The organism is Pseudomonas sp. DG56-2, assembly GCF_004803755.1.
Lineage (GTDB): Bacteria > Pseudomonadota > Gammaproteobacteria > Pseudomonadales > Pseudomonadaceae > Aquipseudomonas > Aquipseudomonas auratipiscis.
Genome location: NZ_CP032311.1, coordinates 1,983,794 through 2,005,648, shown reverse-complemented (window position 1 = coordinate 2,005,648; position 21,855 = coordinate 1,983,794). Strand labels below are relative to the sequence as shown.

The following is a 21,855-nucleotide window of genomic DNA, read 5'->3' as shown; positions in this document are numbered from 1 at the left end:
GAATCTTGCACTACAGTTTTGAGGGGCCGGGCGTTGCCGGCTCCTGCTTAAAAGCTGGACACCAATAGTGGCCAATTAGTAGCATCACCGCCCTCTGCAACGTTTTGTCCTACAAGAATAACCAGCCAGGGAGGCTAAATGAGCAGCATCGTCCACCGCCCGATCCATCTCGCGCCGCGCCCCAGCCTCACCTGGAGCGAAACCTGGCAAGGCCCGGACAACGGCCTGATCCGTTGCTGGGAAATCGGCCGCGAGCGCGCCATCAAACATCCCGACATTGCGCAAAAATGCCTGGCAGGTGAACTCCCGGTACTGGGCTGGAAAGGCGGCGTCGAACGAACCCTGAAAAAGCGGGAAAAATTCGGCTCCCTCAAATACCTGGCCCAATGGCAAGGCCTGCGCGGCGAAGACCTGCAAATCGACACCAGCGTCGAACTGACCCTCAATTGCAGTCGCACCGGCATGGTCGTCACCTTCACCCCAGACCAAAGCAAATACTACAACCCGCAGATTGAAGGTGAGGATTGAAGGCAGGCATGTTGATCCCACTGCGGTATTGCGTTGGCTACCGGCATGACACCTAACAAGGCCTGCCCCCTCATACTCTGTAGTTCTGCGCGACCCAGCATTCTGCTCTTTCATCACCCACTCGCAGGTGTGCAGTTGGTCAAAGGGACAATAGAGAACGGTGAAACAATCGCCCAGGCCGCGCTGCGCGAGTTGAAAGAAGAATCCGGAATCGTCTCGGCCAAGGTTGTCAGCGACCTGGGCTGCTGGGATGCCGGGCACCAAGGTCAGATATGGTCATTTCAACTGTGTGAAACGCAAGAAGCGTTACCGCCGCTATGGACCCACGACACCCTTGATGATCATGGCCATACGTTCAGCTTTTTCTGGGCGCCGCTGGACAACTTGCCGTTTGCTGATTGTCATCCGGTTTTTCAACGTGCGTTGTTGCATCTGAAGTGCATCTTGCCAGAATCAACCAGTACACCATCGGCTCTAGATTCCCTTGCCCGTTAACCGCAAGCCGTTAGCCCGTTGCAGACCTGCGTTTTTTTATTCGGTACATGTCGTCATCCGCGTAGCTGAGCAGCGTATCGGCATCTTGACCATCAGCGGGATAACAGGCCACGCCTATACTGCAGGACGGCATTTCCAACCCACCGAACTCAGCACCCAAGGGTTCGGTCAAGACCAAAAGAATCTGTTCGACCTTCTCGGCAACAGCATGTGGCGAGTGGATGTCAGTCAACAACACGGTGAACTCATCACCGCCCATCCGCGCCACCGTGTCGGTTTCTCGTATGCAGCCTTCCAGGCGCCGTGCGATCACGCTCAGTACCCGATCGCCCATCGCATGCCCGTAGGCATCGTTTATGCCCTTGAAATCATTCAGATCAAGAAACAACAAGGCCAAGGTGCTTTCGTGACGATAAGCCGTGCGCAGGGCCGCTTGCAGGCGATCGTTGAACAACGAGCGGTTGGGCAGTTTGGTCAACGGGTCGTGATGGGCGAGGAAATGCAGTTCCTCTTCAGCTTGCCGCAAGGCCGTGACATCGCGCGCGACACCGATCCGCGCGCCGACTTCCTCCGACCAGGAGGCCGCCCAAAGAATGTGCACCACACTGCCATTCTTGCGCACATACCGGTTGCGGAAGTCGACGTGGGATTGGCCGTTCATCACCCGAATAATCGAGGCCCGAGTGATCGCCAGGTCATCAGGGTGCATGTAGTCGGTGATCAAGGTGCCGACCAGTTCATCGGCTCGGTACCCAAGCAGCGCCATACAGGCATCACTGACGAATACAATCTGGTTGTCCCTGTCGACCACGAAGACCGTGTCCAGCATCAAGTGGATCAGTTTGGGGTACAGCGCTTGGAGGTCAACGGGCATAGGTCAGGAAGTCCGGTTCACATTCGCTGATCATAGCCCGATCCCTATTGCCGTTGCATTGACTCATCGACGACCGACGTGCAATCCCTAGCGCGGCGCCGCCACTGCCTTTAGCGCCTCGGCCATTTGCCTGTCGGCATGATACGAAGAACGCACCAACGGACCGGAAGCCACGTTCCTGAAACCCATGGCCAATGCCTGTTCGGCAAACCAGGCAAAGGTATCGGGATGCACGAAACGCTGTACCGGCAAATGGCTGCGCGAAGGTTGCAGGTACTGGCCCAGGGTCAACATATCGACCTGGTGTTCGCGCATCCGCCGCATCACCTCAAGCACCTCAGCATCGGTCTCGCCCAACCCCAGCATCAAGCCGGACTTAGTCGGCACAGCCCCCACACGTTGCTTGAAGTTCTGCAACAGGTCCAATGACCATTCGAAGTCCGAACCCGGCCGCGCCGCCTTATAGAGGCGTGGCACGGTTTCAAGGTTGTGGTTGAACACATCCGGCGGCTGCTGTTCAGTGATAGCCAGGGCCACGTCCATGCGACCGCGATAATCCGGCACCAGGGTTTCCAGCTGGATTCCCGGCGACATCGTGCGAATCTCGCGCAGGCAATCCGCGAAGTGTTGCGCACCGCCGTCACGCAGGTCGTCGCGGTCGACCGAGGTGATGACCACATACTTCAAACGCAGGTCGGCGATGGCCGTCGCCAGGTGCTTGGGTTCATCGCGATCCAGCGGCTTGGGCCGACCATGGCCCACATCACAGAACGGACAGCGACGGGTGCAAATGTCTCCCATGATCATGAACGTCGCGGTCCCCCCCGAGAAACACTCGCCCAGGTTCGGGCACGAAGCTTCTTCGCAGACGCTGTGCAGCTTGTGCTTGCGCAGCAACGTCTTGACCCGTGCCACTTCCGGTGAGGCGGGGATTTCCACGCGGATCCAGTCAGGCTTGCGCGGCACGTCTTCGGTGGGCAGGATCTTCACCGGTATTCGCGCCACCTTTTCTGCACCGCGCAGCTTTACCCCAGGCGCCAAAGGCGCCAGGCGCGTGGCGACAGACAGTGTTTCGTTCATGCTCATGCTCCAGCTAGAGGGCCTCAGCCGCGGAAATAACGTTGCGCCACGAACGGCATGCGCGACACCACCATCGGCACCAATCTACCGCGCACTTGGGCAAACACCTCGCTGTCCAACGCGGCGAAGTCACTCTGCACATAGCCCATCGCCAGGGGACCACCCAGGCTTGGGCCGAAGCCGCCGCTGGTGACACGACCGATTACATGCTCCTGAGCGTTGACGATCAATGCACCTTCGCGCACCGGCACTCGCTCGGTAGGCAGCAAACCCACACGTTTTTCCGCTACGCCTTCAGAGAGTTGCGCCAGGATGCGCTCGGCACCGGGAAAACCACCCGCACGGGCACCATCGGCACGGCGAACCTTGGATATGGCCCAGGTCAGGCTGGCCTCGATCGGCGTGATGCGTTGTTCCATGTCATGCCCGTACAGGCACAGCCCTGCCTCCAGGCGCAGTGAATCTCGGGCGCCCAGTCCGATGGCTTCAACCTCGGGTTCGGCCAGCAGTGAACGGGCCAGCATTTGTGCTTCCTGTACCGGCACGGAAATCTCGTAACCATCCTCGCCGGTGTAGCCGGAGCGACTGACGTAACAGTCAACGCCAAGCAACCTCACCCGGGCGAACTGCATGAAGGTCATGGCCTTCACCTCCGGCGCCAGGCGTGCCAGCACCGCCGCCGCCGCGGGGCCCTGCAAGGCGAGCAAGGCGCGGCTGTCGAACAGCGATTCGACCTCGCAGCGCCCTTCCAGGTGCTGGCGTAGGTGCGCCAGGTCCTGTTCCTTGCAGCCAGCGTTGACCACCAGAAACAGGTAGTCGCCGGCGTTGGCGACCATCAGGTCATCGAGGATGCCGCCCTGCTCATCGGTGAACAGCGCATAGCGTTGCATACCCACAGGCAGGTCGATGATGTCGACCGGTACCAGTGTCTCCAGGGCCTTGGCGGCATGTGCCCCATGCAAACGGATCTGGCCCATGTGCGAAACGTCGAACAGGCCAGCCTGTTCACGGGTATGCAAATGCTCCTTGAGCACGCCCAGCGGGTATTGCACCGGCATGGCGTAGCCAGCGAACGGCACCATGCGTGCGCCGAGTTGTTGATGCAAAGTGTGCAACGGTGTTTTTTGTAATTGTTCGGTGGACATGGATGACTCCTAGCATTCGATTATGTTGACTGCCAAGCCGCCGCGAGCGGTCTCTTTGTATTTGCTCTTCATATCGGCTCCGGTCTGGCGCATGGTGCGGATAACCTTGTCGAGCGAAACGAAGTGCTGGCCATCGCCACGCAGGGCCATGCGCGCAGCGTTGATGGCCTTCACCGAGCCCATGGCGTTACGCTCGATACACGGCACCTGGACCAGCCCGCCAATCGGATCGCAGGTCAGCCCGAGGTTGTGTTCCATACCAATTTCGGCAGCGTTCTCGACCTGTTGCACGCTGCCGCCAAGCACTTCGCACAAGGCCCCGGCAGCCATCGAGCACGCCACGCCAACCTCACCCTGGCAGCCGACTTCGGCACCGGAAATCGATGCGTTTTCCTTGTAGAGAATGCCAATGGCCGCCGCCGTGAGCAGAAAGCGCACCACGCCCTCATCGTTGGCCCCCGGCACAAAGCGGGTGTAGTAATGCAGCACCGCCGGAATAATTCCGGCCGCGCCATTGGTGGGCGCAGTAACGACGCGCCCGCCGCTGGCATTTTCTTCGTTCACCGCCAGTGCGTAGAGATTGACCCAGTCCAGCACCGAGAGGCTGTCCCTGAGACCCGCCTCGGGAACAGCACTGAGTTGACGCCGCAACGCCGCCGCTCGACGCTTGACCTTGAGCCCCCCGGGCATGATCCCTTCGGTGCGGCAACCGGCCTCCACGCAGTCCTGCATGACTTGCCAGATATGCAGCAAGCCCTGGCGTGTCTGCTCCGGGCTGCGCCAGGCGGTCTCGTTCTCCGCCATCAAGGCGCTGATTGACAGCCCGTGCTGAGCGCACTGTGCCAACAGTTCGCGACCGGTGAGAAACGGGAAACGCAGCGGCGTGCGGTCGGCGACGATTCGGTCGACCCCAGCCGCTTCCTCATCCACGACGAATCCGCCACCCACCGAGTAGTACTCACGGCTGCACAACTGCAGGCCGGCGGCATCGAAGGCCCGCAAGATCATGCCATTGGGGTGGTACGCCAAGGGCTTGCGGATCATCGCCAGGTGTTCTTTCTCGATAAAGCGAATGCGCTTGTGCCCCAGCAGCGACAGCGTCCCGCACTCACGAATCGTGGCCAGGCGCTCAGCCACTTTTGAAGTGTCGACCGTGTCGGGATGCTCACCCTCCAACCCCAGCAACACCGCCTTGTCGCTGCCGTGGCCCTTGCCGGTCGCGCCCAGCGAGCCATACAACTCGGCCCGCACGCTTTGCACTGCGGCCAGCATCCCCTGGGCCTTGAGGCCTTCGACAAAACGCGCCGCCGCACGCATCGGCCCGACCGTGTGCGAGCTGGAAGGCCCAATACCTACCTTGAACAGGTCAAAAACACTTAGCGACATACATGCCTCCAGGGTGCAGACCTACTCAGGCCGAGTAGACCGGGAACAGGGCACACAGCTCGGCCACTTGTTTGGCGACATGCGCTTCCACATCGGCATCACCTAGATGGTCGAGAATGTCGCAGATCCAGGACGCCAACGCCCGGCACTCCGGTTCCTGGAAACCCCGTGTGGTAACGGCCGGGGTACCCAGCCGCAGGCCGGAAGTCACGAACGGCGATTGCGGATCATTGGGCACGGCGTTCTTGTTCACCGTGATGTGGGCACGCCCCAAGGCGGCGTCGGCGTCCTTGCCGGTGATGCCCTGGCGAATCAGGCTGACCAGGAACAAATGGTTGTCGGTGCCACCCGACACCACGTCATAGCCGCGCTGCATGAAAATCGCTGCCATGGCCTGGGCGTTCTTGATGACCTGGGTCTGGTAGGTCTTGAAAGCCGGCTCCAACGCTTCCTTGAAGCACACCGCCTTGGCTGCGATGACATGCATCAGCGGGCCGCCCTGGCCACCTGGGAAGACCGCCGAGTTGAGCTTCTTTTCCAACTCCGGATCTGCCTTGGCCAGAATCAGGCCACCGCGAGGGCCGCGCAGGGTCTTGTGAGTAGTGGTGGTGACGACGTCGGCGTAAGGCAGCGGATCGGGGTATACGCCTGCTGCCACCAAGCCGGCAACATGGGCCATGTCGACGAACAAATAGGCCCCGACCTTGTCGGCGATAGCGCGAAACCGCGGGAAGTCCAACGTCTTGGAGTAGGCCGAGAAGCCGGCGACGATCATTTTCGGTTGGTGCTCGACCGCCAGACGCTCGACTTCGTCGTAATCGATCAGGCCGTTGGCATCGATACCATATTGCACGGCGTTGTAGAGCTTGCCGGATGAGCTGACCTTGGCACCGTGAGTCAGGTGGCCGCCATGAGCCAGGCTCATGCCCAGCAGGGTGTCACCGGCCTTGAGCAGGGCCAGGTAAACCGCGGCGTTGGCCTGCGAGCCTGAGTGCGGCTGGACGTTGGCGTAGCCGGCACCAAACAGCGCCTTGGCGCGATCGATAGCCAGTTGTTCGACCACATCGACGTGCTCGCAACCGCCGTAGTAACGCTTGCCGGGATAGCCCTCGGCGTACTTGTTGGTGAGCTCGGTGCCTTGCGCCTGCATGACCTGCGGGCTGGTGTAGTTCTCCGAGGCGATCAGCTCGATATGGTCTTCCTGGCGTTGTGCCTCGCGGCGAATGGCGGCGAACAGCGCAGGGTCGAAATCGGAAAGTGTCAGGCTTTTATGGAACATGTCGGTTTTCCTTGTTGTGAGTGTCGAACCACTGTTCGGGCAGCCGTCAGGCGTCCTGATACGTCGAAAGCGGTGGGCAGGCGCAGGCCAGGTTGCGATCGCCGTAGACGTTGTCTACCCGACCTACCGGTGGCCAATACTTGCTTTCGCGCAGCGTGTCCTGCGGGTAGACCGCCAGCTCCCGGCTGTAGCGATGGTTCCACTCGCCGACCAACTCGCTGGCGCAGTGGGGGGCGTTTTTCAACGGGTTGTCGTCTTTGTCCAGGCTGCCGTTTTCCACCGCGCGAATTTCATCGCGAATGCAGATCATCGCCTCGCAGAAGCGGTCCAGCTCCTCCTTGGACTCACTCTCGGTCGGCTCGACCATCAAGGTGCCCGCTACCGGAAAGGACATGGTCGGGGCATGGAAGCCAAAATCGATCAGGCGCTTGGCGACGTCCTCGACACTGATGCCGCTGCTGTCCTTGAGCGGGCGCAGGTCGAGAATGCACTCGTGGGCTACCAGGCCGTTTTCGCCGGTGTAGAGCACCGGGTAGTGCTCCTCCAGGCGCCGGGCAATGTAGTTGGCACTGAGGATCGCGACCTGTGAGGCACGCTTGAGCCCTTCCCCGCCCATCATGCGGATATACATCCAGGTAATGGGCAGGATGCTTGCACTACCATAGGGTGCGGCGCTGACTGCGCCTTGCTTGCGCGCCATGTGGCCGTGACCGGGCAGAAACGGCGCAAGGTGCGCCTTGACGCCAATCGGACCCACGCCTGGACCGCCACCGCCATGGGGAATGCAAAACGTCTTGTGCAAGTTGAGGTGCGAGACGTCGCCGCCAAACTTGCCCGGGGCACACAGGCCGACCATCGCGTTCATGTTCGCGCCGTCCAGGTACACCTGGCCGCCGTGCGCATGGATGATGTCGCAGATGCGCGTGATGCCGTCCTCGAATACACCGTGGGTCGAGGGGTAGGTAATCATCAGCGCCGCCAGATGATCCTTGTGCTGTTCGGCCTTGCTCTGCAGGTCGGCGACATCGACGTTGCCACGGGCATCACAATTGACCACCACCACTCGCATACCGGCCATCTGCGCAGTGGCCGGGTTGGTGCCGTGCGCCGAGGAAGGAATAAGGCACACATCGCGCCCCGCTTCGCCACGGCTGGCATGGTAGGCCCGAATCGCCAGCAGCCCTGCGTACTCGCCCTGGGAGCCGGCATTGGGCTGCAGCGACATGGCGTCGTAGCCGGTAGCTGCACAGAGCATCGCTTCCAGCTCGTCAGTCAGTTGCTGGTAACCCTGTGATTGTTCGGCGGGTGCAAAGGGATGCACGGCGCCAAACTCGGGCCAGGTGATGGGGATCATCTCACTGGCAGCATTGAGCTTCATGGTGCAGGAGCCCAAGGCAATCATGCTGCGATCCAGGGCCAGATCCTTGTCAGCCAGGCGCCGCAGGTAGCGCATCAGTTCGGTTTCGCAGTGATAGCGGTTAAATACTTCGTGCTGCAGGAACGCGGTCTGGCGCAGCAATGCCGCGGGCAGACAGTCGTCGCTGCCTGACGCCAGTGCAGCAAAGTCCGGGAGCGGCTGCCCGGCGCCTGCAAAGACTTGCCAAAGAGTCTCGACGCTTTGTTGTTCGCAGGTTTCATCCAACGACAAGCCGACGCGAGCCTCATCGAGGGGGCGCAGGTTGATGCGCGAATTGCTCGCTGCAGCCAGGATATCCGCCGCAGGCCGGGCGGTGACGACACTGACGGTATCGAAGAAACTCGCCTGCTCGATCCGGTGACCGAGCTGCTGCAGCCCCTGCACCAGAATCGAGGTCAGGCGGTGTACGCGCCGCGCGATTTGTCTCAGGCCTTCGGGGCCGTGATACACCGCGTACATGCTGGCGATGTTCGCCAGCAGAACCTGCGCGGTGCAGATGTTGCTGGTGGCTTTCTCGCGGCGGATGTGTTGCTCGCGGGTCTGCATGGCCAGGCGCAGGGCCGGCTTGCCAAAACGGTCGATGGAAACACCGACCAGACGGCCCGGCATGTCGCGTTTGAAACTGTCACGGGTGGCGAAGTACGCCGCATGCGGGCCGCCAAAACCCAGTGGCACGCCGAAGCGCTGGGCGCTGCCGAGCACCACATCGGCACCAAACTCGCCGGGAGGCATCAGTAGCGTCAGGGCCAGCAGATCAGCCGCTACCGCTACCAGGGCGCCGGCGGTATGGGCGCGTTGCACCAGCTCGCGATGGTCGGCGATGTCGCCGTTGCTGGCCGGGTATTGCAGCAGCAAACCGAAGTAGCCATCAAGGCTGTCCTTGGCCAGCTGTGCGTCATCGCCGACGACCACTTCGATGCCCAAAGGCTCGGCACGTGTACGAATCACATCGAGGGTTTGCGGATGGCAGGCAGCGGAGACGAAAAAAGCCGCGGCCTTGTTCTTTGCCAGGCGCTTGCAGAAGGTCATGGCTTCGGCAGCGGCGGTCGCTTCATCGAGCAACGACGCATTGGCGATTTCCATGCCAGTCAGATCGATGACCAGCGTCTGGAAATTCAACAGCGCTTCCAGCCGTCCTTGGGAGATCTCCGGCTGATAAGGGGTGTACGCCGTGTACCAGGCCGGGTTCTCCAAGAGGTTGCGCAAAATCGGCGCTGGCGTATGGCACGGATAATACCCTTGGCCAATGTGGTTGCGAAACAGCTGGTTGTTCGCGGCAATGGCCTTGATTGCCGCCAGCGCTTCACTTTCGCTTTGCCCCTTGGACAGCTCCATCACGCTGCTGCCCTTGATGCTGCTGGGGATCACACTGTCGATCAGGGCATCGAGCGAATCATGCCCGGTCAGCGCCAGCATGGCCTTGATATCGCTTTCGCGCGGTCCGATGTGGCGGGGAATGAACGTATTGTCCGTCCCCAAAGAAATAGATGCTTTGCGCATGTCGCCCCCCGGCTCAGGCATTGTCGGCCAGGAAGCGGTCGTAGCCGTCCTGGTCCATCAAAGTGTCGAGATCGGCGTGGTTGTCGACCTGGATGCGGAAGAACCAACCGTCCTGCATCGGCGAGTCATTGATCAGCTCGGGGTCATCGGCCAAGCTTTGGTTGACCGCCACTACCTGGCCGCTCAGGGGCATGGTGATGTTACTGGCAGCCTTGACCGACTCCAGTACCGCGACTTCACTCCCCTCTGCGTATTGGCCGGGCTCTGGCAATTGCACGAACACCACGTCACCGAGGGCTTGCTGGGCAAAAGCAGTAATGCCAACAGTCAGTTCGCCAGACGTTTCCAGGCGCAGCCACTCGTGTTCGGGGGTAAAACGCAAGATGCTCATGGGTCTTCCTCTTGTTATTAGACGAGTCCCGGTGCGGGACTTCTGTAGACAAGAGCAAGGACAATGCCAGTTTATTTTTATCGTTAAAAATCAATAAGTTATCAAAACTAGCTTGACCTGCAAGGCTGCCGTCGATGGAGCGAAATCGCTCCGCTCGTGGAACACCCTGCCCACCTTTGAGGGTAACCTCCTGCAAACACGCGACGCACGCCACCTGGAGCGCAAACGCTCCAGTGGAGTGAAATCGAACCAACGGTTCTAGACCGCACGATTGGAGATCCCATACTTGCGCAAGCGCTGGCCGATGGCGGTGTGCGAGGTCTGCAAGCGCATCGCCAATTGCCGGGTCGAGGGGTAGGCGGCGTAGAATTTTTCCAGCAGCGATTTTTCGAAACCCTGCACGGCTGCCTCCAGGCTGATGACCTCTTGCGCGTCACCCTGCTGGCTGTTGAGGGCAGTACCGGCCAGCTCCAGGTCGTCGCAGTCGATTACATCCCCCTCGCAGATCGCGGCCGCCCGAAAAATCACGTTCTGCAGTTGGCGGATGTTCCCCGCCCAGCGATTGCGTAATAACAGCGGATGGGTTGTCACGGCCAAGCGACAGGGCGAGCGCTGTATCTGGGCGCAGGCCTGGCGCAGAAAGTGCTCGGCCAGCAGCAAGATATCGGTGCCGCGCTCGCGTAACGGTGGCACCATCAAATTGAGCACGTTGAGGCGGTAATACAGGTCTTCGCGAAAGCCACCTTCGACCACCATGTTCTCCAGATTGCGGTGAGTCGCACAGAGCACCCGTACATTCACCCGTACTTCACCGCCACCACCAACACGTCGGAAGCTGCCGTCATTGAGAAAGCGCAACAGTTTGGCTTGCAGGTAGGGCGACATCTCGCCTACTTCGTCAAGAAACACCGTGCCACCGTCAGCCAGCTCAAGCAGGCCGGGCTTGCCGCCGCGTTGGGCGCCAGTAAACGCACCTGCGGAGTAACCGAACAGTTCACTTTCGGCCAGGCTCTCTGGCAGCGCTGCGCAGTTCAACGCCAGAAAGGACGAGCCGCGGCGAGTACTGAGCTCGTGACAGGCTCGAGCCACCAGCTCTTTACCAGTACCGGTTTCGCCCTGGATCAATAGAGGTGCATCGAGGCTGGCAACCTTGTGCAGGCGGGTCTTGAGGTGCTGCAGCGGCGCCGACTCCCCCAACAGCGCGCTCAAGCCTTCGCCAGGGTCATGCAGCAAGGAAGCCAGGCGTTCGCCGATCCGTCTTGGCGGGTACAGCGTGAGCAGACCGCCGACCAACACATCCGCTCCGCCACTAATGGGCGTGGCCTCAAGCAACAGTGTCTGGTCCTGGAAACTCACCTCGCACATAGGCAAACGAAAGCCCTTGTCGATCAAAGACTGCGCCAGGTGCGGCTCGGCAAACAGGTTGCATAACGGTTCGCCTGCCGGCTCGCGACCCAACAGCTTGACCAGTGTCGGCGTCGCCAGCAGCACATGGCCGTTGGGGTCCACCGCCAGCACCGGGTCACTCATCGCCGCGAGCAAAGCCTCCAACTGCAAGTGCCGACGCTGGCCGGGGAGAAAGTCCACAAGCTCAACGGCCTGAACATCGATGACCCGCAGCAATGCATCGTGAAGCTCGTTCAGCACGACCTGGGACAACGACGGCGCGTCGATGTAAACGTTGGGAGGAATCATTTCCACAGCGTCGAGGTTGAGATTGCGCGCCCCAAGCAAGGCCAGAATTTCCTGGGTAATGCCAACGCGGTCTTTGAAGGTCACGTGAATACGCATCGCAAGTCCTCTCTACAAACGACGACAGGGGGACGGCACAAGTGCGGTCCCCCCGGATGAACATGTGAAGCTGGCGATCAGTCCACTTCGTATGAAAGCTGCACGGCCTGCGCCCTCTTCTGGCGAAGGCTGCGATAGGACACAGCCATCACCGCAAACCACACAGGTACAAACAGCAACGCTTGTCGAGTGTCGTCCTCCAGCGCCAGCAAAGCAGTGATGAACACGAAGAACGCCAGGCAGATCCAGGCCATGGTCGTTCCGCCAGGCATTTTGTACTTCGAGGCACGGTGCAAGGCATCGCGCTTTTTGCGATAGGCCAGATAGGACAGCAGAATCATCGACCATACGCACATGAACAGGATCGCCGACACCGTAGTGATCAAAGTGAACGCATCGAGCATGTTCGGCACCAGGTAGATCACCAGCGCACCTAGCAGCAGGCAGGTGCAGGAGAAAACCAGGCCATTGGAAGGCACCGCACGCTTGGACAAACTGGCAAATTTGTTCGGCGCATCGCCGTCCATTGCCAAGCCATAGAGCATACGGCTGGTAGAGAACACACCGCTGTTGGCAGACGACGCGGCAGAGGTGAGCACAACGAAGTTGATGATCCCCGCCGCCGCAGGCAGACCCGCCAGGACGAAAAGTTCAACGAACGGGCTCTTGTTGGCCACTACCTCGCGCCATGGTGTCACCGCCATGATGGCGATCAGCGCGAGCACGTAAAAGAAGATGATGCGCAGTGGGATCGAGTTGATAGCCCGCGGCAGGTTGCGCTCTGGATTCTTGGTTTCTGCGGCCGTGGTGCCTACCAGCTCAATGCCGACAAAAGCAAAGACAGCAATCTGAAACCCGGCAAAAAAGCCCATGGCGCCATGCGGAAACATGCCATCGTCGTTCCACAGGTTGGCGATCGAGGCGACGCTGCCAGCGGACGATTGATAAGCCGAAGCGACCATGTAGAAACCGGTACAGACCAGTGCACAGATCGCGACGATCTTGATCATCGCGAACCAGAACTCCAGCTCGCCGAACATCTTCACCGTGACCAGATTGAGCGACAGCAACAAACCGACGCAACTGAGCGCGGGCAACCATTGGGGAATATCGGGAAACCAGAACTGTGAATAGGCGGAAATGGCAATAACGTCGGCGATCCCTGTGACAATCCAGCAGAACCAATATGTCCAGCCGGTGAAATAACCCGCCCATGGCCCCAATAAATCTGCCGAAAAATCAATGAAGGATTTGTACTTAAGGTTGGATAGCAGTAGTTCGCCCATTGCCCGCATGACGAAAAACAACATGAAACCAATAATCATGTAGACAAATATTATCGACGGGCCCGCCAGGCTGATGGTCTTGCCAGAGCCCATGAACAGCCCCGTACCGATTGCACCACCGATGGCAATCAACTGAATGTGGCGATTGGACAGATTGCGTTTGAGTTCGTGCGCATCACTGCCAGGCGGACAGTGATCCTGCGTCGAATTGTTCATTCTTTTTCACCTTGTAAGTTGAATTATTTTTATAACGTCACAAGTTCAAACGCCTCAGCCAAACAAACAACTTTCCTTGCCCAGCCGGACATCAAGCAAAGAGCAAGGACTATGCCAGCCCCCGCATGCCGCTTAAACGCCCACCTCAAGCGGCGATGTCGTTTCTGAGCTGTAATGAAGTCGCTCCAGGACAAGTGCCCGGAGCGTAGTTAAATTCGATAAAAGCCAGGTAAACATTGCCCCTACGCTCCATCGGAGCGAAATCGCTCCGATGGAATGCAATCAATCCGCGTGGGCAGTGAAGGTCTGGTCAGACGAACCACACGCACTGATAGATCGGGTCGGTTAGCGCAAGAGATGCTTAGACGACTACTTCATCGTTCCAGTCTTTGTTGCTGGCACCTGGCGCCGCGAACGTCCCGCCTGCCAGACGCCGAGACTCGGTTTCGATGTCTTCGCCGCTGCGATGGCGGTAATCCAGGTAGAGCCAGCGAACAAAACCGTAGGCCATCACCACCAGCAGGAAGAAGAACGGAATAGAGGTGAGGATGACCGAGGTTTTTACCGTTTTGAGCGACAGGTGGTTAGCGATCATGGTCAGCGGCACCAGCGCCAGCATCACACACCAGAACAAGCGCAGGAACGGTGAAGGATCACGACCATCGGCCAGGTTGCGCGTGGTGGCGGCGGCAACGGTGTAAGCCGAGGCATCGACATGCGAAGCGAGGAAAATCACCATGACGAACAGATAGAACGCGGTGGCCAGGCCCGACAGTGGAAAGCCGTTCAACAATTGCGTAATCGCAACCTCACCACCCTGGCTTGCGACTAGCGCAGGAACATCCAGTACGCCATTGAGCAGTTGATCGATGCCATACCCACTGAGGCTGCCGAAGATTGCCCAGCAACTCACGCTGCCGCCGAGCAAAAGCGCCGCAGAGACCTCCTTCAACGTGCGCCCACGGGACACCCGCGCGACGAATATCGACACCGCCGGGGTATAGGAAATCGCCCAGAACCAGTAGAACACCGTCCAATTGCGGGTGAATTCACCATCACCGGCCGGGTCGGTGAACAGGCTCATGTGCAAGAAGTTGGAGAACATCAACCCCACGCCGTTGACAGTGTTCTTGACGATGAACCCGGTCGGCCCCACCACCAGCACTGCCAAGGCGCAGAACAATGCTCCCCAGCAAACCATCGTGGCCAGACGCTGCATGCCGCCTTCGAGGCCGATGTAGGAACTGAGGGAGAAAATGCTGGTGATCAGCAGAACGATGCCAGCCTGCATCGCGAAAGTGTTGGGAAGCCCGGTGAGGTTGGCGAGGCTGTTGGAAAAGGTCTGGGTGGTGACCACCATGGTCACGGTCAGGCCGCCAAAGGTGCCGATCAGAAAAAGGATGTCGATCAGCCGACCGATCGGGCCATTGGCGCGAAAACCGGTTATCGCCTCGATGATGCCGGCCAGGCTGAGCTTGCTGTGTTTACGCACATGGTAGTAATACGCCATGGCCATGCCACCAACCGCGTAACACGCCCACGTGCCGAAACCCCAGTGAAAAAAGGCATAGGCGATGCTCATTTCCAGCGCCTGGGGGCTTTGTGCCGGAATGTTCAGCCCTGGAGTGTTGTAGTAGAAGGCCCACTCCACCAGCCCCCAGTACAGCGTTGCCGAACTGAGCCCGGCGCAGATGAACATGAACACCCAGGGCAGCGTCTTGAACTGCGGCTTGCCACTGCCCAGGCGGATGTTGCCGTACTTGCTGAAGATGATGAACAACGATCCGCCAACAAAGGCCAGGAAAACCAGCAGCACCGGTGCCGAGAGCAAATGGGTGGCGTTCTCGAACAATTGGCTGGCCACCTGCTCCGAACGCGCAGGAAACGCCGCCAGGGCAAAAACCGTAAGGAAGATGGAAACCACACTGACCACAATCAACAGGTAGTCCTTGCTTGGCCGGACCTGCTCGGCCATCGGGCTCGCTTTCGCTGAAATTTTCATGGGATACCTTTCTATTACCGGCTGTATTGATATTGTTTTTTTGCCTTGTTCCAGGCCTGGAATACGCCTGGAGCAGTCATAGAAGTGCTTGAAAGCGCCGCGACGTCAGGCGCCTCGTGTCGACCAGTCGACGATCAGCCGCCGATACAGACGCACTGCCTCGTCGATGCGTGCAACCTCGCAGTACTCATCCGTCTGATGCGCCATAGCGGGTGTACCGGGCCCAAGAATCACGATTGGCACGCCCGGATGGGCCTGTTGCAGCGCGCAGGCGTCGGTGAAGTAACTGGCGCCCCGCGGTTCGGGCCGCACGCCGGTTTCCTCCTCGGTAATGCGGTACACCGCCGCGATCCAGGGATCATCGAGGTCGGTGAACACCGCAGGCAGGTCGAGCACTGCATCGACTTCGCTGATGTCGGGGCGCAGCGCTGCCAGCAAGGTTGCGCAGGTGTCGGCGTGAGACATGCCGGGCAAGCTGCGGATGTCGACGCACAGCTGTGCCAAGTCCGGCACGACGTTGATGCTGGTGCCGCCGTGCAGGGTTCCGGCACTGATGCTGGTGGTACCCAGCACAGGATGCGGCGTTGCCGACACGTGATAATGCTCGATCTTGCCCAGCGCGCGTGCCGCCTTGTAGAGCGCATTGTCGCCGCGCTCCGGCATCGAGCCATGGGCACTTTTGCCACGTGCGACGAGCTTGAGCCAGAGCGCGCCTTTGTGACCGATCAACGGGTAGTTCGCCGTCATCTCGCCAACGACGATGGCCCCTGCATTGTGCTGATCCACCCCGTCGCGCACCAACGCCGCCGCCCCCTGGCAGCCGGTTTCTTCGCTGGCGGTCAGTACCAGGACCACCCCAGGCCCCTCGGCGATAAGGCGACTCTCCTGCAAGGCTGCGCTGATGAACGCCGCAATCCCTGCCTTCATGTCGCTGCTACCTCGGCCGTACAAACGACCGTCGTGGATCTCGCCGGCAAACGGATCGAACGACCAGGGCGCGCTCCCCAGCGGTACGGTATCCAGATGCCCGGTGAAACACAGGGGGCGCCCTCGCCCGTTGCCCAAGTAGGCCACCAGGCTTGCCCGTCCTGGCTCCAATTCGTGGAGAGTGACGCGGTAGCCTGCATCGGCCAATAACTGGGCGAGAAATTCGGCGCAAGGTCGTTCGTTACCGGGCGGGTTAGTGGTGTCGAAGCGCACGAGCGCGCGGGTCAGTTCGAGTGCCTGTTCGAATGCGTTCATACTGACCTCGCATTGGAAGCAAGGCGCGCTGGGGTATCAAGATCAACAGCGACCGCATCTACCTGCAGCGACGCGCCACCTGGCAATCCGTTTACTCTCACCACGGTGAACGGCGGCAGCTCATCACCACAAAGCCCGCGCAGGGCTTCGGCGAACAGCGTTGTTGCCCGCTCCGGTTGCAGATCAGCTTCGCGACAAGCCACCAGCACATGAAGATGAGCGAGCGCCTGGGGGCCACTGCCAACCTTGCGCAAGTGCTCGACAATACGCGCCAGCACCTCGCTGCAGGCGTGCTCCAGCGCCTCATGCTGGACGCTCTGACCGGCGACGTGGATGCTCGCCGCATTGCGGCGCACCGGCGCACAACCGGCCCAGCCACGACCGCCACCCTCGCCAAGCACCGGCTGCGAGCTTTCCCCCACCAGCGCAGTTGCATCGATTTCCAGCAGCAAACCTTGGTACAGCAGGTTGACGCCAAAGGCCGTGACCGGCGGCAGCGGCGCGCCGCATGTCTCCCGCACCACGCTGAGGATTTCCTCCAGGCGTGCCTGCGCAGCGTTGTCATCACCCTCGTGCAAATAGCAGATCTTGAGCTGGGCAAGGTCACACAAGCATGCTCCTGCGTCCTGCAGCACGTGCCTGATGTGTTCCAGCACGTTATGCGTCTGAGCGTACAAATCGTCCAGCGCGACCGCCTTGCCAGACATATCCGCCGAAACTTGCCCGCCCACCCAGACTTGGCTACCCGACTTCCACCCCTGGGACAACGGCACCGGAATGCTCCAGTCCCAGCTTTTCTTCGGCATGATCCGCTGCCGTTGTGCGAGGGGCACGGCCAGCGCCTCGACTTCCAACTGGATCAATGCTCCAGAGCATCCCATGCCGCGCACACGCACGGCCGTCGCTGCTGGACCAGGGTCGGGAAAATACTGCAGGCGTACCCGCGTCATTTTTTCCCAGTAGACAGTTGCCTGGTCTTCCTCGCCATCGAATACGTAGTAGGTGTTCAAACGCACCAGATCGGCCATTTGCAAGCCGGCCTGTTCCAGCGCCGCTTTCAAGTTGCGAAATACCGCATGCGTCTGCGCCTCGATATCGTCAGCCCCGATCAACTTGCCGGCCACATCGACAGGCAGCACGCCGCCGACAAACACATGCGAACCAAAACGGCGAGAACGCGAGGGTTGTATCAACAGCTGTGGAGTGAGAGAAATCGAACGGCTCAGGTCGGACATGGCTTTGCTCCCGTTGCCGGGCCAAACCCCGCAGTCGGGGTTCGCCGGGCACGCTTGAAGTTGGCTTTTTTGTTCTAGAGCCAAACTGTAGAGAACCCGACACTTCGGAAAAATAGCCAGTTCACGAAGTTGACTTCGGCAATCGCCGAAGCATTCACTGCCCCTTCAGCGCAACGCTCCCGCACAGTCCAACAACTGTTGCTGGAAGACTTCGACGGTGCGCGGCGGACTGATGCCGTGACGCAGGATGATGTCGACACTCACGTCGGTAGCGAACTGAGCGGGACACATTCTGCGCAGCTCACCCTTCTCCACCCAGGGTTGCGCATAGTGCAGCGGTAAAAAGCCGATGTACTGGCCGGAAATAATCATCATCGCCCGTGCCTCGACGTTGTCGACACTGCCTGCCGCCCGCTCCACCTGCAGTTGATCAAGGTCGAAGCGGCCTAGAAAGGTACGCGCAGCAACCCTCGCCTGGCTCAGCAATAACGGGGTGATATTGGCGTCGTCCTGCTCGAACAGCGGATCGGCACGCGAGCAGAACAGGCCATGAGCTTCGGTGTACAACGACGTATAGTCCAGCCCTGGCAAGCGGTTGGGAAACGGACCGACCGCCAGGTGCAAGCGACCATCCATCACCCGTTGCTCCAGGGCATTGGGAGTATCGATATGGATTTGCAGGTGAACCTGCGGCGCCATCTGGCCGAACCGGCGAATGGCAAGGGTCAGCGGGCTGCACGGGTCGGTCAAGGTTGCGTCGATCACTCCAACCCGCAGAGCGCCACTCAACTGTTGGCGAAGCGACGCCGCCTCCATCGAGAATGTCTCGACCGCTGCCAGCATGCGTTGCGCTGCGGCATATAGCACTTCGCCCTCATCGGTAAGACGAAAGCCAGAACGGCCGCGTTCACACAGACGCAGCCCCAGCCGGCTTTCCAATAAGCTCATCTGCTCGCTGATCACCGACGCGCTGATGTTCAGAGCCGACTGGGCGGCAGAAAAGCCGCCGCAGCGCACGATTGTCTCGAAAATCCTCAGGGACTTCAGGTCTGCATCTTGTACTCGCATCAATCTACTCCGCGCTTCACCACTACCTTTCCTTGGCCAGGTCCGCGCCCTTTGAGTGCTAGGGAGTGACAGCCGGGCGTGTCTGACTACCCCGCGTCAAACCGTTATCGACGTTGATGTTCTGCCCGCTGACATATGCAGCCCCATCACTGACCATAAAAGCAAGCGTGGCGGCGACTTCTTCGCCTGTGCCGTAGCGCTTGCGCACAATGCTGTGGGCCAGCATGAGGGGCAATGTTGCGCGAAGCCTTGTCCATGTTCCATGCTTTGCAGCTCTGTAGGCGAGTCTCGAAGCTGGACGGTGAATGTGGACAGGTTTCAGGAGATGAAAGTACTGCTGGCCGTTGCCGAGGCGCAAAGCTTTGCCGGTGGCGCCAAGCTGATGAGTATGTCGCCGCCCAGCGTGACCCGGGTGATTGCCGGTCTGGAAAAACGCCTGGGAACGCTGTTGTTGGCACGCAGTACCCGCAGCCTGCGCCTGACCGAAGCAGGCAGGCGCTACGTGGAGGACTGCAAGCGCATTTTGCTCGACCTGGACGAGGCCGAGGAGTTGGCCACCGGCAGCAGCATTCGCGCACGCGGCAACCTGACCGTGACGGCGCCAGTGATGTTCGGCGAGCTTTACATGATCGCGCTGATTACCGAGTACTTGTCTGCTCACCCGCAGGTAGCCATCAATGCCTTGTTGGTGGATCGTCTGGTGAACATGGTCGACGAAGGCGTGGACATCGCGATCCGAATCGGGCAATTGGCCGATACCGGCCTGCAGGCGATCAAGGTCGGACAAATCCGTCCGGTCATTTGCGCTGCCCCGGCCTTTCTCGAACGCTTTGGTCAACCGCAGCATCCCCGCGAGGTAATGGCGGCGCCCATCGTGATGTCCTCTGCCAGTAACCTGCTGACCGGCTGGCAGTTCAATCTGCACGCCAGCACCCTCACCTTGCACCCCAAGCCGCGGCTGCTGGTGAGTTCCAACCAGGCCGCAATCAACGCCGCCCGCCTGGGCTGGGGGCTTACCCGGGTGCTGTCGTATCAGGTCGCCGAACAGGTTGCCAAGGGCGAGTTGGAGATCATTCTCGACGCCTACGAAGCGGCGCCATTGCCTGTGCACGTGCTCTATCAAGGCTCGGGACGGGTGCCCGCGAAAGTACGTACCTTTGTCGATTTTTGCGTCGAGCGCTTACGCCAAGACCCGGCGCTGCAACGGGTCGGGACGGTCTAGCACGTGAGCCGCTATCGTCAGATGCAGGTCTTCGAGGCTGTGGCCCAGGCCGGGAGCCTGGCTGCAGCAGCGCGGCAACTGGATCTTTCGACCGCAACCATCATGCGTACCATCGGCGCGTTGGAAGCACGCTTGAACAACGCCCTGTTCGAACGCGGGCCGCGCGGCGTCAGCCTGAGCCCGGCGGGTGAACAATTTTCCGCCAGCTGTCGGCAGATCCTTGAACAGATTGTCGCTGCCGAACACTCGGCGGCCGGCATCCACGCACGCCCTAGCGGAAGATTGACCGTATCGCTGCCGATGCTGATGGATCAGCAGGTGTTGATGCCCATCGCAGTTGAATACCTGGCGACCTATACCGATGTGCAACTGGTTACTCGCGCCAGCGAGGAAGTGCCAAAGCTGCTTGAAGACGGCATTGATATCGCCCTGGTGGTTGGCAACCTGCCGAACTCATCGGGTTTCGCCATGCCCATTGGCCAGGTTCGACCGATTGTCTGCGGCTCTCCCAGCTACTTGGCAACATGGGGCCGACCGCAGAGCCCCGGGGACCTCAAGGCACACCGCTGTGTGTTGACCACAGCCGGCGGGCAGCAAAACGAGTGGCGCTTTCGCGGCGACGGCACCACGCGCTTGGTCAAACCCCCTCCCACGCTTACCTGCACCACCCAGCGCGCGGCCATTCATGCCGCCACCCTGGGCCAGGGCCTGATCCTGTGCATGAGCTATGAGGCGCACCATGAACTGCAAAGCGGTCTGCTCGTACCGGTACTGGGCAGCTTCGCCAACCACAGCCTGCCTGTGCAGTTGATCTACCGCGACGGGCGCCGTGCCGAGGCCCGAGTACGCACCTTTATCGACTTTGCGACACCAAGGCTACGCGCGCATCCCGCCCTGATCGGCTAGATCGGTGCGCCATCGCATTCTTTTGCAAAACGAAATTATGCATTGCCCTGCATGGTGATTCTGCACAACCGCAAGCAGGAGCAGGATAGCCCAACCAGCGCAAGCGCCGCTCCCAGGCGTGGCGCTGCACTGACTTTTCCTGATCCGCTTCGGAGCCATCCCATGTCACAGCCAGCCATCAAGCTCTACCACCACCCGCTTTCGGGCCATGCCCATCGCGTCGAACTCATGCTTTCGTTGTTGCAACTGCCCATCGAGCGGGTGTTTGTCGACCTGGCCAACGGCGAGCACAAGCAAGCAGCCTTCCTGGCGATCAATGCCTTTGGCCAGGTACCGGTCATCGACGACAACGGCACCCTTCTGAGCGACTCCAATGCCATCCTCGTCTACCTGGCGAAAAAGTATGGCGATGGTGCATGGTTGAGTGATGAGCCGCTTGCTGCAGCGCGTGTTCAGCGCTGGCTTTCGGTAGCGGCCGGCCAAGTAGCCTACGGTCCTGCAGCAGCGCGCCTGATTACCGTGTTTGCTGCCCCGTTGAACGCCGAAGAGGTGATTGCCCGCGCCCACACTCTGCTCAAGGTGATGGACAAAGAGCTTGCCACGACCGCATTCCTGGCCGGTGCTACAGCGACCATCGCTGATGTGGCCAACTATTCGTACATTGCCCACGCCCCGGAAGGCAACGTGTCGCTCGAGCCCTACGTCAATGTCCGTGCCTGGCTACAAAGGGTCGAGGCGCTGCCCGGTTTCGTGCCCATGCAGCGGACTGTCATAGGCCTGCAGACTCACTAA

At 60.2% G+C, this 21,855-nt stretch carries 18 protein-coding genes and 1 pseudogene; 5 read left to right on the top strand and 14 right to left on the bottom strand.

The window, feature by feature from the left end; genetic code table 11:
• The first annotated feature begins 138 nt into the window (after window positions 1-138).
• Both D3Z90_RS09280 and D3Z90_RS09275 read left to right on the top strand, forming a co-directional pair.
• The gene (locus tag D3Z90_RS09280; RefSeq protein ID WP_136475458.1) at window positions 139-528 is read left to right on the top strand and encodes a hypothetical protein; all 390 of its coding nucleotides are present in this window, start codon (window positions 139-141) and stop codon (window positions 526-528) included.
• A 45-nt stretch (window positions 529-573) separates the two neighbouring features.
• Window positions 574-1,023, top strand: coding sequence for an NUDIX domain-containing protein (locus tag D3Z90_RS09275; protein WP_136475457.1), 450 nt, complete (start codon window positions 574-576; stop codon window positions 1,021-1,023).
• A 10-nt stretch (window positions 1,024-1,033) separates the two neighbouring features.
• Here the strand turns inward: D3Z90_RS09275 and D3Z90_RS09270 are convergent, their stop codons facing one another.
• The 14 genes and pseudogenes from D3Z90_RS09270 to D3Z90_RS09205 all read right to left on the bottom strand — a co-directional run.
• A complete protein-coding gene (locus D3Z90_RS09270) occupies window positions 1,034-1,897 on the bottom strand; it encodes a sensor domain-containing diguanylate cyclase (protein WP_136475456.1) in 864 nt (287 codons plus the stop codon).
• 87 nt (window positions 1,898-1,984) lie between these two features.
• Window positions 1,985-2,977 carry a lipoyl synthase gene (gene lipA / locus D3Z90_RS09265; protein ID WP_136475455.1) on the bottom strand — a complete coding sequence of 331 codons (993 nt, stop codon included), beginning with the start codon at window positions 2,975-2,977 and terminating at the stop codon, window positions 1,985-1,987.
• A gap of 23 nt (window positions 2,978-3,000) precedes the next feature.
• Window positions 3,001-4,122: a glycine cleavage system aminomethyltransferase GcvT gene (gene gcvT / locus D3Z90_RS09260; protein ID WP_136475454.1), complete on the bottom strand. Its 1,122-nt coding sequence runs from the start codon at window positions 4,120-4,122 to the stop codon at window positions 3,001-3,003.
• A gap of 9 nt (window positions 4,123-4,131) precedes the next feature.
• Window positions 4,132-5,508, bottom strand: a complete 1,377-nt coding sequence (locus D3Z90_RS09255; RefSeq protein ID WP_136475453.1) for an L-serine ammonia-lyase — start codon at window positions 5,506-5,508, stop codon at window positions 4,132-4,134.
• Window positions 5,509-5,533: 25 nt separating this feature from the next.
• Window positions 5,534-6,787, bottom strand: a complete 1,254-nt coding sequence (glyA, locus tag D3Z90_RS09250; protein WP_136475452.1) for a serine hydroxymethyltransferase — start codon at window positions 6,785-6,787, stop codon at window positions 5,534-5,536.
• Window positions 6,788-6,833: 46 nt separating this feature from the next.
• Window positions 6,834-9,725, bottom strand: a complete 2,892-nt coding sequence (gene gcvP / locus D3Z90_RS09245; protein WP_371922261.1) for an aminomethyl-transferring glycine dehydrogenase — start codon at window positions 9,723-9,725, stop codon at window positions 6,834-6,836.
• The gene (gene gcvH / locus D3Z90_RS09240; protein WP_136475450.1) at window positions 9,718-10,095 is read right to left on the bottom strand and encodes a glycine cleavage system protein GcvH; all 378 of its coding nucleotides are present in this window, start codon (window positions 10,093-10,095) and stop codon (window positions 9,718-9,720) included. The genes gcvP and gcvH overlap by 8 nt, the downstream gene beginning before the upstream one ends.
• 258 nt (window positions 10,096-10,353) lie before the next feature.
• Window positions 10,354-11,886 (bottom strand): sigma-54-dependent transcriptional regulator, encoded by a 1,533-nt coding sequence (locus D3Z90_RS09235; RefSeq protein ID WP_136475449.1) that lies wholly within the window; start codon window positions 11,884-11,886, stop codon window positions 10,354-10,356.
• A gap of 77 nt (window positions 11,887-11,963) precedes the next feature.
• Entirely contained in the window at window positions 11,964-13,388 is a 1,425-nt protein-coding gene (gene cycA / locus D3Z90_RS09230; RefSeq protein ID WP_136475448.1) for a D-serine/D-alanine/glycine transporter, read from the bottom strand.
• Between the two features lie 361 nt (window positions 13,389-13,749).
• Window positions 13,750-15,390: a BCCT family transporter gene (locus D3Z90_RS09225; protein ID WP_136475447.1), complete on the bottom strand. Its 1,641-nt coding sequence runs from the start codon at window positions 15,388-15,390 to the stop codon at window positions 13,750-13,752.
• 105 nt (window positions 15,391-15,495) lie between these two features.
• On the bottom strand, window positions 15,496-16,632 hold the full coding sequence (locus D3Z90_RS09220; RefSeq protein ID WP_136475446.1) for a M20 family metallopeptidase: 1,137 nt from the start codon (window positions 16,630-16,632) through the stop codon (window positions 15,496-15,498).
• Entirely contained in the window at window positions 16,629-17,867 is a 1,239-nt protein-coding gene (locus D3Z90_RS09215) for a RidA family protein (protein WP_136475445.1), read from the bottom strand. The genes D3Z90_RS09220 and D3Z90_RS09215 overlap by 4 nt, the downstream gene beginning before the upstream one ends.
• A 165-nt stretch (window positions 17,868-18,032) precedes the next feature.
• Window positions 18,033-18,935 (bottom strand): LysR family transcriptional regulator, encoded by a 903-nt coding sequence (locus D3Z90_RS09210; RefSeq protein ID WP_136475444.1) that lies wholly within the window; start codon window positions 18,933-18,935, stop codon window positions 18,033-18,035.
• Between the two features lie 58 nt (window positions 18,936-18,993).
• Window positions 18,994-19,149 (bottom strand): annotated as a pseudogene (locus tag D3Z90_RS09205) (SDR family oxidoreductase); the annotation flags it as partial.
• A 111-nt stretch (window positions 19,150-19,260) separates the two neighbouring features.
• Here D3Z90_RS09205 and D3Z90_RS09200 point away from each other — a divergent pair.
• The 3 genes from D3Z90_RS09200 (at window position 19,261) to D3Z90_RS09190 (ending at window position 21,855) form a co-directional block, all read left to right on the top strand.
• A complete protein-coding gene (locus D3Z90_RS09200) occupies window positions 19,261-20,157 on the top strand; it encodes a LysR family transcriptional regulator (protein ID WP_178084179.1) in 897 nt (298 codons plus the stop codon).
• A gap of 3 nt (window positions 20,158-20,160) precedes the next feature.
• Complete coding sequence (locus D3Z90_RS09195) at window positions 20,161-21,063, top strand: LysR family transcriptional regulator (RefSeq protein ID WP_136475441.1); 903 nt, start codon at window positions 20,161-20,163, stop codon at window positions 21,061-21,063.
• A 162-nt stretch (window positions 21,064-21,225) separates the two neighbouring features.
• Window positions 21,226-21,855: a glutathione S-transferase family protein gene (locus D3Z90_RS09190; protein ID WP_136475440.1), complete on the top strand. Its 630-nt coding sequence runs from the start codon at window positions 21,226-21,228 to the stop codon at window positions 21,853-21,855.

What these genes read in the sequence shown, in the direction of transcription:
- D3Z90_RS09280 (WP_136475458.1), top strand. Translation starts at nt 139, where the DNA reads ATGAGCAGCATCGTCCACCGCCCGATCCATCTCGCGCCGCGCCCCAGC.
- D3Z90_RS09275 (WP_136475457.1), top strand. Translation starts at nt 574, where the DNA reads ATGACACCTAACAAGGCCTGCCCCCTCATACTCTGTAGTTCTGCGCGA.
- D3Z90_RS09270 (WP_136475456.1), bottom strand. Translation starts at nt 1,897, where the DNA reads ATGCCCGTTGACCTCCAAGCGCTGTACCCCAAACTGATCCACTTGATG.
- lipA (WP_136475455.1), bottom strand. Translation starts at nt 2,977, where the DNA reads ATGAACGAAACACTGTCTGTCGCCACGCGCCTGGCGCCTTTGGCGCCT.
- gcvT (WP_136475454.1), bottom strand. Translation starts at nt 4,122, where the DNA reads ATGTCCACCGAACAATTACAAAAAACACCGTTGCACACTTTGCATCAA.
- D3Z90_RS09255 (WP_136475453.1), bottom strand. Translation starts at nt 5,508, where the DNA reads ATGTCGCTAAGTGTTTTTGACCTGTTCAAGGTAGGTATTGGGCCTTCC.
- glyA (WP_136475452.1), bottom strand. Translation starts at nt 6,787, where the DNA reads ATGTTCCATAAAAGCCTGACACTTTCCGATTTCGACCCTGCGCTGTTC.
- gcvP (WP_371922261.1), bottom strand. Translation starts at nt 9,725, where the DNA reads ATGCCTGAGCCGGGGGGCGACATGCGCAAAGCATCTATTTCTTTGGGG.
- gcvH (WP_136475450.1), bottom strand. Translation starts at nt 10,095, where the DNA reads ATGAGCATCTTGCGTTTTACCCCCGAACACGAGTGGCTGCGCCTGGAA.
- D3Z90_RS09235 (WP_136475449.1), bottom strand. Translation starts at nt 11,886, where the DNA reads ATGCGTATTCACGTGACCTTCAAAGACCGCGTTGGCATTACCCAGGAA.
- cycA (WP_136475448.1), bottom strand. Translation starts at nt 13,388, where the DNA reads ATGAACAATTCGACGCAGGATCACTGTCCGCCTGGCAGTGATGCGCAC.
- D3Z90_RS09225 (WP_136475447.1), bottom strand. Translation starts at nt 15,390, where the DNA reads ATGAAAATTTCAGCGAAAGCGAGCCCGATGGCCGAGCAGGTCCGGCCA.
- D3Z90_RS09220 (WP_136475446.1), bottom strand. Translation starts at nt 16,632, where the DNA reads ATGAACGCATTCGAACAGGCACTCGAACTGACCCGCGCGCTCGTGCGC.
- D3Z90_RS09215 (WP_136475445.1), bottom strand. Translation starts at nt 17,867, where the DNA reads ATGTCCGACCTGAGCCGTTCGATTTCTCTCACTCCACAGCTGTTGATA.
- D3Z90_RS09210 (WP_136475444.1), bottom strand. Translation starts at nt 18,935, where the DNA reads ATGCGAGTACAAGATGCAGACCTGAAGTCCCTGAGGATTTTCGAGACA.
- D3Z90_RS09200 (WP_178084179.1), top strand. Translation starts at nt 19,261, where the DNA reads ATGAAAGTACTGCTGGCCGTTGCCGAGGCGCAAAGCTTTGCCGGTGGC.
- D3Z90_RS09190 (WP_136475440.1), top strand. Translation starts at nt 21,226, where the DNA reads ATGTCACAGCCAGCCATCAAGCTCTACCACCACCCGCTTTCGGGCCAT.